Source organism: Pseudomonas mangiferae (assembly GCF_007109405.1).
Taxonomy (GTDB): Bacteria; Pseudomonadota; Gammaproteobacteria; order Pseudomonadales; family Pseudomonadaceae; genus Pseudomonas_T; species Pseudomonas_T mangiferae.
The window spans coordinates 234,266-246,557 of record NZ_VJOY01000002.1 but is presented as its reverse complement, the minus strand read 5'-3'; the positions used below and the strand labels follow the sequence as shown (position 1 = coordinate 246,557).

15 protein-coding genes are annotated in these 12,292 nt (G+C 66.1%); 6 read left to right on the top strand and 9 right to left on the bottom strand.

All coding sequences use genetic code 11. From position 1 onward, the window contains the following. Nucleotides 1-67: 67 nt before the first annotated feature. The 9 genes from hisD to FM069_RS03375 all read right to left on the bottom strand — a co-directional run bounded on the left by hisD (nt 68) and on the right by FM069_RS03375 (nt 7,025). Complete coding sequence (gene hisD, locus FM069_RS03415) at nt 68-1,378, bottom strand: histidinol dehydrogenase (protein ID WP_143486879.1); 1,311 nt, start codon at nt 1,376-1,378, stop codon at nt 68-70. Between the two features lie 179 nt (nt 1,379-1,557). Continuing rightward, nucleotides 1,558-2,184: an ATP phosphoribosyltransferase gene (gene hisG / locus FM069_RS03410; protein WP_143486878.1), complete on the bottom strand. Its 627-nt coding sequence runs from the start codon at nt 2,182-2,184 to the stop codon at nt 1,558-1,560. Nucleotides 2,185-2,227: 43 nt separating this feature from the next. Further along, nucleotides 2,228-3,493 carry a UDP-N-acetylglucosamine 1-carboxyvinyltransferase gene (gene murA, locus FM069_RS03405; RefSeq protein ID WP_143486877.1) on the bottom strand — a complete coding sequence of 422 codons (1,266 nt, stop codon included), beginning with the start codon at nt 3,491-3,493 and terminating at the stop codon, nt 2,228-2,230. Between the two features lie 64 nt (nt 3,494-3,557). Beyond that, the gene (locus FM069_RS03400) at nt 3,558-3,797 is read right to left on the bottom strand and encodes a BolA family protein (protein ID WP_143486876.1); all 240 of its coding nucleotides are present in this window, start codon (nt 3,795-3,797) and stop codon (nt 3,558-3,560) included. Nucleotides 3,798-3,991: 194 nt separating this feature from the next. Further along, the gene (locus FM069_RS03395) at nt 3,992-4,297 is read right to left on the bottom strand and encodes an STAS domain-containing protein (RefSeq protein WP_143486875.1); all 306 of its coding nucleotides are present in this window, start codon (nt 4,295-4,297) and stop codon (nt 3,992-3,994) included. Continuing rightward, the gene (locus tag FM069_RS03390) at nt 4,294-4,941 is read right to left on the bottom strand and encodes an MlaC/ttg2D family ABC transporter substrate-binding protein (protein ID WP_143486874.1); all 648 of its coding nucleotides are present in this window, start codon (nt 4,939-4,941) and stop codon (nt 4,294-4,296) included. The genes FM069_RS03395 and FM069_RS03390 overlap by 4 nt, the downstream gene beginning before the upstream one ends. Nucleotides 4,942-4,952: 11 nt before the next feature. Then, nucleotides 4,953-5,420 (bottom strand): outer membrane lipid asymmetry maintenance protein MlaD, encoded by a 468-nt coding sequence (gene mlaD / locus FM069_RS03385; RefSeq protein WP_143486873.1) that lies wholly within the window; start codon nt 5,418-5,420, stop codon nt 4,953-4,955. Next, nucleotides 5,420-6,217: a lipid asymmetry maintenance ABC transporter permease subunit MlaE gene (mlaE, locus tag FM069_RS03380; RefSeq protein WP_143486872.1), complete on the bottom strand. Its 798-nt coding sequence runs from the start codon at nt 6,215-6,217 to the stop codon at nt 5,420-5,422. The genes mlaD and mlaE overlap by 1 nt, the downstream gene beginning before the upstream one ends. After that, nucleotides 6,210-7,025 (bottom strand): ATP-binding cassette domain-containing protein, encoded by an 816-nt coding sequence (locus tag FM069_RS03375; protein ID WP_143486871.1) that lies wholly within the window; start codon nt 7,023-7,025, stop codon nt 6,210-6,212. Before FM069_RS03375 ends, mlaE begins: the two co-directional genes overlap by 8 nt. 246 nt (nt 7,026-7,271) lie before the next feature. On the opposite strand from FM069_RS03375, the gene FM069_RS03370 reads away from it, so the two are divergent. The 6 genes from FM069_RS03370 to FM069_RS03345 all read left to right on the top strand — a co-directional run bounded on the left by FM069_RS03370 (nt 7,272) and on the right by FM069_RS03345 (nt 12,261). Beyond that, nucleotides 7,272-8,246, top strand: coding sequence for a KpsF/GutQ family sugar-phosphate isomerase (locus tag FM069_RS03370; protein ID WP_143486870.1), 975 nt, complete (start codon nt 7,272-7,274; stop codon nt 8,244-8,246). Then, entirely contained in the window at nt 8,246-8,773 is a 528-nt protein-coding gene (locus FM069_RS03365; RefSeq protein ID WP_143486869.1) for a KdsC family phosphatase, read from the top strand. Before FM069_RS03370 ends, FM069_RS03365 begins: the two co-directional genes overlap by 1 nt. A 9-nt stretch (nt 8,774-8,782) precedes the next feature. Further along, nucleotides 8,783-9,355, top strand: coding sequence for an LPS export ABC transporter periplasmic protein LptC (gene lptC, locus FM069_RS03360; protein ID WP_143486868.1), 573 nt, complete (start codon nt 8,783-8,785; stop codon nt 9,353-9,355). Beyond that, nucleotides 9,342-9,893, top strand: a complete 552-nt coding sequence (gene lptA / locus FM069_RS03355; protein WP_143486867.1) for a lipopolysaccharide transport periplasmic protein LptA — start codon at nt 9,342-9,344, stop codon at nt 9,891-9,893. Before lptC ends, lptA begins: the two co-directional genes overlap by 14 nt. Further along, complete coding sequence (gene lptB, locus FM069_RS03350; protein ID WP_143486866.1) at nt 9,893-10,618, top strand: LPS export ABC transporter ATP-binding protein; 726 nt, start codon at nt 9,893-9,895, stop codon at nt 10,616-10,618. Before lptA ends, lptB begins: the two co-directional genes overlap by 1 nt. 146 nt (nt 10,619-10,764) lie before the next feature. After that, a complete protein-coding gene (locus FM069_RS03345) occupies nt 10,765-12,261 on the top strand; it encodes an RNA polymerase factor sigma-54 (protein WP_143486865.1) in 1,497 nt (498 codons plus the stop codon). Nucleotides 12,262-12,292 lie beyond the last annotated feature (31 nt).

Sequence of the window (12,292 nt, the reverse complement as noted above, 5' to 3'; positions counted from 1 at the left end):
CTCTCCTCGAAATGCATGAAGGGTCGGGCCGGAGGCCGCCGCGAACGGCGGGGGCCTCCACAGGCGATCAGTCCTTGATCCGGTATTCGGCGCTGCGGGCATGGGCGGTCAGGGACTCGCCGCGGGCCAGCACCGAGGCGGTATGGCCCAGGGCCGAGGCGCCTTCCGCCGAGCAGAAGATGATCGACGAGCGCTTCTGGAAGTCGTACACCCCCAGCGGCGAGGAGAAGCGCGCGGTGCCCGAGGTGGGCAGCACGTGGTTGGGGCCGGCGCAGTAGTCGCCCAAGGCTTCGGCGGTGTAGCGGCCGAGGAAGATCGCACCGGCGTGGCGGATGCGCGGTAGCCACTGCTCGGGCTCCGCCACCGACAATTCGAGGTGCTCCGGGGCGATGCGGTTGGCCACGGTGATGGCCTGCTCCAGGTCCGCCACCTGAATCAGGGCGCCCCGAGCCTCCAGGGAGGTGCGGATGATCTCCGCGCGCTCCAGGGTGGGCAGCAGCCGGTCGATGCTGGCCGCCACCCGGTCGAGGAAGGCGGCGTCCGGGCTGACCAGGATCGACTGGGCGTCCTCGTCGTGCTCGGCCTGAGAGAACAGGTCCATGGCGATCCAGTCCGGATCGGTCTGGCCGTCGCAGACCACCAGGATTTCCGACGGCCCGGCGATCATGTCGATGCCCACCTGGCCGAACACGTGGCGCTTGGCGGTGGCCACGTAGATGTTGCCCGGGCCGACGATCTTGTCCACCTGGGGCACGCTCTGGGTGCCATAGGCCAGGGCCGCCACCGCCTGGGCGCCGCCCAGGGTGAAGACCCGGTCGACCCCGGCGATGGCCGCGGCGGCCAGCACCAGTTCGTTGACCTCGCCACGGGGCGTCGGCACCACCATCACCACTTCGGCGACGCCGGCGACCTTGGCCGGGATGGCGTTCATCAGCACCGAGGACGGGTAGGACGCCTTGCCCCCCGGCACGTACAGGCCGGCGCGATCCAGGGGCATCACCTGCTGGCCGAGCACCGTGCCGTCGGCCTCGGTGTAGCGCCAGGAGTCCTGCTTCTGTTTCTCGTGGTAGCTGCGCACCCGCGCCGCGGCGCTTTCCAGGGCCTGGCGCTGCTCGGGGCTGATGCGGGTGAGGGCCAGCTCCAGGCGCTCGCGCGGCAGGATCAGGTCGGCCATGCGGGCCACGTCCAGGCCGTCGAAGCGCTTGGTGAATTCCACCAGGGCCTCGTCGCCGCGCTCGCGCACCGCCGCGATGATATCCAGCACCCGCTGGTTGACCGCCTCGTCGGACACGCTTTCCCAGCTCAGCAGATGATCCAGATGGCGCGCGAACTGCGGGTCGGCGGCATTGAGTCGGCGGATGGCGGTGGGACGGGTCATGACGGGCCTCTCGTATGGCATGTGCTCGGGCGTCGCTAGCCTACCAAGCCCACCGCATGGACGCCCGAGAAAATGGCTATGACACGGATAGGCCGCGCGGCGGGGCCGCGCCTCGGAGGTTCAGCGACGGTGTCGAGTGCCGGAGCGCGCCAGGGCGGCGCGCGGGAGGGCCCGAACGGTCATCGGGAGGCGACCGCCTGGCGAAGGGTTTCGATCAGCGCCTGAATGCGGGCGTGCTGCATCTTCATGGCGGCCTTGTTGACGATCAGCCGCGAGCTGATGGGGGCGATCAACTCCTGGGGCTCCAGGCCGTTGGCGCGCAGGGTGTTGCCGGTATCCACCACGTCGATGATCTTGTCGGCCAGGCCCACCAGGGGTGCCAGCTCCATGGAGCCGTAGAGCTTGATCACTTCGACCTGGCGGCCCTGCTCGGCGTAGTAGCGCTTGGCGACGTTGACGAACTTGGTGGCCACCCGCAGGCGCCCTTCGGGTTCCGGCACGCCCACCGCCCCGGCGGTCATCAGCTTGCAGTTGGCGATCTTCAGATCGAGGGGCTCGTAGAGCCCCTGGCCGCCGTACTCCATCAGCACGTCCTTGCCGGCTACGCCGAGATCCGCGGCGCCGTGCTCCACATAGGTGGGCACGTCGGTGGCGCGGACGATCAGCAGGCGCACGTCGTCCTGGCTGGTGGGGATGATCAGCTTGCGGCTCTTGTCCGGGTTCTCGCTGGGCACGATCCCGGCCGCGGCCAGCAGCGGCAGGGTGTCGTCGAGAATACGGCCTTTGGACAGGGCGATGGTCAGCATGAACGGGAATCCTTAGGGCGGACGGGCCGCCGCGGCCAGCGGGCTAGCCCGGGACGCGGCGGATCTTGGCGCCGAGCAACTGCAGTTTTTCCTCGATGCACTCGTAGCCACGGTCGATGTGGTAGATGCGGTCGATGAGGGTCTCGCCTTCCGCCACCAGCGCGGCGATCACCAGGCTGGCGGAGGCGCGCAGGTCGGTGGCCATCACCGGGGCGCCCTTCAGGCACGGCACGCCGGTGACGATGGCGGTGTTGCCCTCCACGAGGATCTGGGCGCCCATGCGGTTCATCTCGTAGACGTGCATGAAGCGGTTCTCGAACACCGTCTCGATCACCGTACCGGTGCCCTCGGCCACGGTGTTCAGGGAAATGAACTGGGCCTGCATGTCGGTGGGGAACGCCGGGTACGGCGCGGTGCGCACGTTCACCGCCTTGGGACGGCGGCCTTTCATGTCCAGCTCGATCCAGTCGATGCCGGTGGCGATCTGGGCGCCGGCCTCCTGCAGCTTGACCAGCACCGCTTCGAGGATGCTCGGGTCGGTGTCCTTGAGCTTGACGTGGCCGCCGGTGGCCGCCGCCGCCACCAGGTAGGTGCCGGTCTCGATGCGGTCGGGCATCACGCTGTAGCGGCCGCCGCCGAGGCGCTTCACCCCGTCGATGACGATGGTGTCGGTGCCGGCGCCCTGGATGCGCGCGCCCATGGCATTGAGGAAGTTGGCCAGGTCGACCACCTCCGGCTCGCGGGCGGCGTTCTCCAGCACGGTGCGACCGTTCGCCAGCGAGGCCGCCATCATGATGTTCTCGGTGCCGGTCACGCTGACGATGTCGAAGAAGAAGTTGGCGCCACGCAGGCCGCCGGCCGGCGCCCGGGCCTTGATGTAGCCGCCGTCGACGTCGATCTGCGCACCCATGGCTTCCAGGCCGCGGATGTGCAGGTCCACCGGGCGTGACCCGATGGCACAGCCGCCGGGCAGGGCCACCTCGGCCTCGCCGAAGCGCGCCACCATGGGCCCGAGGACCAGGATCGAGGCGCGCATGGTCTTCACCAGCTCGTAGGGCGCCACCAGGGTCTTGATGCTGCTGGCGTCCACCTCAACGCTGAGCTTCTCGTCGATCACCGGCTGCACGCCCATGCGGCCGAACAGCTCGATCATGGTGGTGATGTCGTGCAGGTGCGGCAGGTTGCAGACGGTGACCGGGGTGTCGGCCAGCAGGGTCGCGGCCAGGATCGGCAGGGCGGAGTTCTTCGCCCCGGAAATGCGGATTTCGCCCTCGAGGCGATGGCCGCCGGTGATGATCAGTTTGTCCATAGCTATCTCGTCGCCCGCCGGACGTGGGCCGGCGCAGGGTGGGAATGCAGTGAGCGGGGGCGCGTCAGGCGCGCTCGACCCAGGCCGTGCGGCTGTAGAATTTCATGGTCACCGCATGGATGCGGCCATCGGCGATCCAGGGGTTGAGATGGGCGTAGATCTGCTGCTGGCGCTTGACCGGGCTGAGGCCGGCCAGTTCGTCGCTGATCACGTTGAGCTGGAAATTGCAGCCCTCGCCTTCCACTTCGACCTGGGTCCCGGGCAATTGGGCTTCCAGGAGGTTCTTCACTTCTACGGCCTGCATGCTCGACCTCGCGGGAATAGCGTCGCCTGTCGCTCCGTGGCCGCGGCCGGCACGTGAAAAGGCGGCGACCAGGCGGCGGGTTGACTCGGAGCGGGGTTGTTCGGGAGGAGCCCCTGGGGCTCGCGGGGCCGACATCATACAAAAAAGCCCCTAGCCTGCGAACCCCGGCGGACGGAGGGACCCCCGCCGGACACTCAGGCCTGGAGCGGCAACAGCCCGGTGAGGCCGGAGACCTGGGCGATCACCTGCATCTCCTCGGGGAGCGCCTGGATGGTCAGGGATTTGCCAGCCCGGGCGGCGTCGCGCATGAAGGCCAGCAGCAGGGACAGGCCCACGCTGCTGGATTTCTCCACGCCGCTGCAATCCAGCACCAGCGCCGAAGCACTGGCGCCACGGATCGCCTCGCCGCCAGCTTCCCGCAACTGCGGGCCGCTGCGGTAGTCGAGCACGCCGCGCAGCAGCAGGCGCGCGCCGTCGGCGCTCAGGCTGGCGTCGCTCATTTCGCGCCGGCCTGCTCGGCGGTGGCGGTTTCCTTGGCCTTGGCCACCACGCTTGACCAGCCGGCGATGGTTTTTTCCAGGTCGTTGCCGTTCTTCTGCATGGCGTCGGCGAACTGGTCGCGGAACAGCTTGCCGATGTTGATGCCATTGATGATGACGTTACGCACTTTCCAGGCGCCGCCCTGGTTCACCAGGGTGTAGGACACCGGGTATACCGTGCCCTTCTTGTCCTTCACTTCCATGTTCACGCTGGCCCGTTCCGGGTCCTGCTTGCCGGCGCTCGGCAGCACGCGAATGCTCTGGTTGTCGTACTCCAGCAGGGCGTTGCCATAGAACTGCATCAGGCTGCGCTTGAACTCTTCCTCGAAGCGCTTGATCTGCTCCGGGGTAGCCTGGCGGCTGTACTTCACGGTCATCACGCCCTTGGCGATGCCTTCGGCGTCCACCACCGGGCCGAGGATGCCGTTGAGGGCGTTGTAGAAGGCATCGGCATCGCTGCGGTATTTGTCGCGATTGGCCTGGATGTCGGCCAGCAGCCGGTCAGTGGTGTCCTGCACCACCTGCTGGGGCGTTTGGGCCGCGGTGGCGACGAGCGGCAGGAGGGCCAGCAGCACCAGCAGGCCGCGACGCAGGGTATCGATCATGGCGAATCTCCTCATTTGGAATCCTTGCTTACCGAGTTGAGCAGGAACTTGCCGATCAGGTCTTCCAGCACCAGCGACGACTGGGTGTCGCGGATGGTGCCGCGGTCCTTCAACAGCTCTTCGTCGCCCCCCACGCTGATGCCGATGTACTTCTCGCCCAGCAGCCCGGCGGTGAGGATCGATGCGGTGGAATCGACCGGCAGGTTGTCCACCTTCTTCTCCAGCTCCATGGTGACCCGACCGGTGTAGCGGTCGCGGTCCAGGTCGATGGCGGTGACCTTGCCGATGGTCACGCCGGCCATGGTCACCTTGGCTCTGACCGTGAGGCCGGCGATATTGTCGAAATTGGCGTACAGCTTGTAAGTCTCGGTGTTGCCGCTGACGGACAGCCCGCTGACGCGCAGGGCCAGCAGCAGCAAGGCCAGCAGGCCGGCCAGGAGGAACAGGCCGACACCGATTTCCAGGGTGCGGGTTTGCATCAGAAGTCTCCAAACATCAGGGCGGTGAGGATGAAGTCGAGGCCGAGGACGGCCAGGGAGGCATAGACTACGGTGCGGGTAGTGGCGCGGCTGATGCCTTCGGAGGTGGGGTCGCAATCGTAGCCCTGGAACACGGCGATCCAGGTCACCACGAAGGCGAACACCACGCTCTTGATCACGCCGTTGAGCACGTCGTTGCCGAATTCCACGCTGTTCTGCATGTTCGACCAGAACGAGCCTTCGTAGACACCCAGCCAGTCCACCGCCACCATCGCCCCGCCCCAGATGCCCACCACGCTGAACAGGGTGGCCAGCATCGGCAGGGAAATGAAGCCGGCCCACAGGCGCGGCGCGACGATGTATTTCAGCGGGTCCACGCCGATCATCTCCAGGCTGGAGAGCTGCTCGGTGGACTTCATGTTGCCGATCTCGGCGGTCAGCGCGGAACCGGCACGGCCGGCGAACAGCAGCGCGGTCACCACCGGGCCCAGCTCCCGCAGCAGCGTGAGGGCCACCATCTGCCCCACCGCCTGCTCCGAGCCGTACTTGTTGAGGATGCTGTAGCCCTGCAGCGACAGGACCATGCCGATGAACACGCCGGACACCAGGATGATCGGCAGGGACAGCACACCCACTGCGTACAGCTGGCGCACCAGCAGTTGGGTACCGTTGCCCAGGGACCCGCGGCCGAACAGGGCCCGCAGCAGGAAGATCGTCGAGCGGCCCAGGGCCCCCACCACGGCGATGCCGGCGGCGCCCAGCAGGCGGATGCGTTCCAGTAGAGTTCGGTTACGCATCAGCGCTCCCCAGCAGGTCGGCGCGGTAATCGGGCGCGGGATAGTGGAACGGGACCGGGCCGTCCGGGATGCCTTTCATGAATTGCCGGATACGCGGGTTGTCCGACTCCATCAGCTCGGCCGGCGTCCCCTGGCCGAGCACCTGGGCATCACCCACCACATAGAGGTAGTCAGCGATGCTGGCGGTCTCGGCGAGGTCATGGGAGACCACGATGCTGGTGATGCCCAGGGCATCGTTGAGCAGGCGGATCAGGCGCACCAGCATGCCCATGGAAATGGGGTCCTGGCCCACGAAGGGTTCGTCGTACATGAGGATCTGCGGGTCCAGGGCGATGGCCCGGGCCAGCGCCACCCGACGCTTCATGCCGCCGGACAGCTCGTCCGGCATCAACTCGATGGCACCGCGCAGGCCGACCGCCTCCAGCTTCATCAGGACGATGTCGCGGATCATTTCCTCGGGCAGCTTGGTATGCACCCGCAGGGGGAAGGCGACGTTCTCGAACACGTCCAAGTCGGTGAACAGCGCACCGCTCTGGAACAGCACACCGAATTCCTTGCGCATGTCGAACAGGTCGGGACGGGACAGGGTCGGCAGGTTGCGGCCGTTCACCCACACCTCGCCGCGATCGGGCTTGAGCTGGGCGGCGATCAGGCGCAGCAAGGTGGTCTTGCCGGAGCCGGAAGGCCCCATGATGCCGGTCACCTTGCCACGGGGAATGCGAATATCGACATCGTTGTAGATGCTTCGCGCGCCGCGCTTGAAGGTGACCCCCTTCAGCTCGACCGCGTAGCCGTTTTCGGCGCTCATCAGAACTCCTTGCATGCATCCATTCCCGGCAGACGACGCACCCGGAGATGGGGACACCTGCAACGAACCGGGGCGGGCCGAACGGGGCGCGCAATATAGCATCGACCGCTCGTGCCTCCCAAGGTTGCCCCTGCGTTCGTTCAGCGCCGTGACAGCTTTGCGCCGCGGCTCACAGAGTGGATGGGTGAGCCTTGATCGCTTTCTGGCTATAATCCCCGCCTTTTCATCCCAGCGACCGCCCTTGCCATGACGTCGACCTGCCACCCCCTCGAGTCCGCCCGCCGCACCATACGCCTGGAAATCGAGGCCATCGAGGCACTGCTGGAGCGGATCGGCGACGACTTCGAACGGGCCTGCCAGCTGATCCTGGCGAGCAAAGGCCGCGTGGTCGTGGTGGGCATGGGCAAGTCCGGCCACATCGGCAACAAGATCGCCGCCACCCTCGCCAGCACCGGCACGCCGGCGTTCTTCGTCCACCCGGCCGAGGCCAGCCACGGCGACATGGGCATGATCACCCGGGAGGACGTGGTGCTGGCTCTGTCCAACTCCGGCTCCACCGCCGAAATCGTCACCCTGCTGCCGCTGATCAAGCGCATGGGCATTACCCTCATCAGCATGACCGGCAACCCCGACTCGCCCCTGGCTCGCGCCGCCGAGGTCAACCTGGACGCCCGGGTCGCCCAGGAAGCCTGCCCGCTGAACCTGGCGCCCACCTCCTCCACCACGGCATCCCTGGTACTGGGCGACGCCCTGGCCATCGCTCTGCTGGAGGAGCGTGGCTTCACCGCCGAGGATTTCGCCTTTTCCCACCCGGGCGGTGCCCTCGGCCGGCGCCTGCTGCTGAAGGTGGAGAACATCATGCACCGCGGCGGCGAGCTGCCTCAGGTGACCCGCGGCACGCCGCTCAAGGACGCCCTGCTGGAAATGACCCGCAAAGGCCTGGGCATGACCGTGGTAGTGGAGAACGATGGCACCCTGGCCGGGATCTTCACCGACGGCGACCTGCGCCGGACCCTGGACCGCGGCATCGACGTGCGCAACGCCAGCATCGACGATGTGATGACCCGCCACGGCAAGACCGCCCTGGCCGATATGCTCGCCGCGGAGGCGCTGAAGATCATGGACGACCACAAGATCAGCGCCCTGGTGGTGGTGGACGCGGACAACCGACCGATCGGCGCCCTACACATCCATGACCTGACCCGCGCCGGAGTGATCTGATGAACGACGCCAGCCTGCTGCAGCGTGCCCAGGCCATCCGCCTGGCGATCTTCGACGTCGATGGCGTGCTCACCGACGGACGCCTGTATTTCCTGGTCGACGGCAGCGAATTCAAGACCTTCAATACCCTGGACGGCCACGGCATCAAGATGCTCATCGCCAGCGGCGTCGACACCGCCATTATCAGCGGGCGGCAGACGCCGGTGGTGGAACGCCGCGCGCGCAACCTGGGCATCCGCCACCTTTATCAGGGTCGCGAAGACAAAATGGCGGTCCTCGACGAACTGCGCGGCCAACTGGGACTCGAATTGCACCAGGTGGCCTACCTGGGCGACGACCTGCCCGACCTGCCGGTGATCCGCCGGGTGGGCCTGGGCATGGCGGTGGCCAGCGCCGACGCCTTCGTCCGCGAGCATGCCCACGGGGTAACCCGGGCCCGCGGCGGCGAAGGCGCCGCCCGGGAGTTCTGCGAACTGATCATGCGTGGCCAAGGCACCCTCGACGCGGCCCAGGCCGCCTATCTATAGGCTTTTCCCATGCCGAAGAACCTGCGCCTCGCCCTGATCCTGCTGCCGATCGCCGCGCTGCTGATCGCCCTCGGCTACTGGAACATCCGGCCCGAGAGCTTCATGGACGACGCCACCCCGGTGGCGGCCGATCCCAATGCCATCGACTATTACGTCATCAACGGCCGCAGCGTGGAGTACATGCCCGACGGCGCTATGCGCTACGAGATGACCAGCGACAAGCTCGACCATGTGCAGGCCAGCGACGTCACCCTGCTGACCAAGCCGGACCTGCAGATGTACCGCGGCACCGAGTACCCCTGGCACGTGCAGAGCGACCGGGGCGAAGTGGGGCCGAAAGGCGAGCAGGTCGAATTGATCGACAACGTGCGGGTCGCCCGCACCGATGCCAAGGAACGTCCCGTCGTCCTGACCACCTCGCGCCTCACGGTCTTCCCGGACCGGCAATATGCTCAGACCGAGCAAGACGTTAGAATCGAGGCCGCCAATGGGGTCACCACGGCGACAGGAATGAAAGCGTACTTGAACGACAGCCGGATGCACCTGCTGTCCAACGTAAGAGGCCAGCATGAGGTTCGTTAACTTTTCTTCCGTCCGGACCCTGTCCCTGCTGATCGGCCTGGGCGGTGCGCTCGGCAGCCATGGCGCCTGGGCCCTGCCCACCGACCGCGATCAGCCGATCCGCATCCAGGCCGACAGCGCCGAACTCGACGACAAGCAAGGCGTGGCGGTCTACCACGGCGGCGTGGTGATCACCCAGGGCACCATGAAGATCACCGGCAACACCGTGACCATCACCCGTAACGCCAACGGCGAGATCGAGACCTTCACCTCCCAGGGCAAGCCCGCCTACTACGAGCAGAGGCCGGCCCCGGACAAGGACATCGTCAAGGCCTACGGCCTGACCATCCAGTACTTCGCCAACAACGACCGCATCGTGCTGATCGACCAGGCCAAGGTGATCCAGGAAGGCAACACCTTCGAAGGCGAGAAGATCGTCTATGACACCAAGCGCCAGATCGTCAACGCCGGCCGCGCCAAGGGCACCAACGTGACCACGCCGCGGCCGCGCATCGACATGGTCATCCAGCCGAAGAAAAAAGAAGGCGCGGCCCCGTAATGGCGACTCTTAAAGCCCAGCACCTGGCCAAGAGTTACAAGGGCCGCCAGGTGGTCCGCGACGTCAGCCTCTCCATCGAGAGCGGGCAGATCGTCGGGCTGCTCGGCCCCAACGGGGCCGGCAAGACCACCTGTTTCTACATGATCGTCGGCCTGGTACGGGCCGACCAGGGCCGTGTGCTGATCGACGACCTGGACGTCAGCTACCAGCCCATGCACGGTCGTGCCCGGGCCGGTATCGGCTACCTGCCACAGGAAGCCTCGATCTTCCGCAAGCTCAGCGTCGCCGACAACATCATGGCGATCCTCGAGACCCGCCAGGACCTGGACCGCGCCGCGCGCAGCAAGGAACTGGAAGCCCTGCTGCAGGAATTCCATATCAGCCACATCCGCGACAACCTGGGCATGAGCCTGTCCGGCGGCGAGCGCCGGCGCGTCGAGATCGCCCGGGCCCTGGCCACCTCACCGAAGTTCATCCTGCTGGATGAACCCTTCGCCGGCGTCGACCCCATCTCGGTGGGGGACATCAAGCAGATCATCCATCACCTCAAGGAAAAGGGAATCGGCGTGTTGATCACCGATCACAACGTCCGCGAAACCTTGGACATCTGCGAGACCGCCTATATCGTCAGCGACGGTAAGCTCATTGCCGAAGGCGATTCCGATGCAATCCTCGCCAATCAGCTGGTGAAGGAAGTCTACCTGGGTCACGAGTTCCGCCTCTAAAACGCCGTTCCAGGGCTGTCAAGAGTTGCGCCGACCGGAAAAATAGGCCAAATTCAGGCATGTAATTTGCTTCCTGGCGGCGCCTCGGCGCCCTGTTGTGGAATGGCGCATCTGCGCCGGCGAATCTAGGTGCGTAGCCCTCTGCCATGAAACCATCGCTAGTCCTCAAGATGGGCCAGCAGCTGACGATGACCCCGCAGCTGCAACAGGCCATCCGCCTCCTTCAACTCTCGACCCTGGACCTGCAGCAGGAAATCCAGGAGGCGCTCGAATCCAACCCCATGCTGGAGCGCCAGGAAGAAGGCGACGACTTCGACACGTCCGACCCCATGGCCGACAAGGAAGAGGCCGCGTCCGTCAGCAACACGCCCACCCAGGACACCTTCACCGAAACCACCGCCAATGCTGACAGCCTGGAAGACGGCGAATGGCACGACCGCATCCCCAGCGAGTTGCCGGTGGACACTGCCTGGGAAGACGTCTACCAGACCAGCGCCAGCAGCCTGCCCAGCAACGATGACGACGAGTGGGACTTCACGTCCCGCACGTCCGCCGGCGAGAGCCTGCAGAGCCATCTGCTGTGGCAGCTCAACCTGGCGCCCATGTCCGACACCGACCGGCTGATCGCCGTCACCCTGATCGACTGCATCAACAACCAGGGCTATCTGGAAGAAAGCCTGGAAGAGATCACCGAGGGCTTCGACCCGGAGCTTGACATCGAGCTGGACGAAGTGGAGGCCGTGCTGCACCGCCTCCAGCAGTTCGAGCCGGCCGGCGTGGCCGCCCGCGACCTGCGCGAGTGCCTGTTGCTGCAACTGCGCCAGTTGCCGGCCGACACGCCCTGGCTGAGCGATGCGCAGCGGCTGGTCAGCGACTACCTGGACGTGCTCGGCAGCCGCGACTACGCGCAGCTGATCCGCCGCATGCGCCTGAAGGAAGAGGAACTGCGGCAGATCATCGAACTGATCCAGAGCCTCAACCCCCGCCCGGGCTCGCAGATCGAGTCCAGCGAGCCGGAATACGTGGTGCCCGACGTCATCGTGCGCAAGCACAACGAGCGCTGGCTGGTGGAGCTGAACCAGGAGTCGATGCCGCGCCTGCGGGTCAATCCCCACTATGCCGGCTTCGTCAAACGCGCCGATTCCAGCGCCGACAACACCTTCATGCGCAACCAGTTGCAGGAAGCCCGCTGGTTCATCAAGAGCCTGCAGAGCCGCAACGAGACCCTGATGAAGGTGGCGACCCAGATCGTCGAGCACCAGCGGGGGTTCCTGGAGTACGGCGACGAGGCCATGAAGCCCTTGGTGCTGCACGACATCGCCGAGGCGGTGGGCATGCACGAATCCACCATTTCCCGGGTGACCACGCAGAAGTACATGCACACCCCGCGGGGCATTTACGAGCTGAAATACTTCTTCTCCAGCCACGTCAGCACGGCGGAAGGCGGGGAATGCTCGTCCACCGCGATCCGCGCGATCATCAAGAAACTGGTGGCCGCGGAAAATCCGAAAAAGCCGTTGAGTGACAGCAAGATCGCTGGTTTACTGGAAGCACAAGGCATTCAAGTAGCCCGTCGCACTGTCGCCAAGTACCGGGAATCCCTGGGAATCGCGCCCTCCAGCGAACGCAAGCGACTGATGTGACGCACCAGTGTTCCGGTGACAGGTCGCCCAG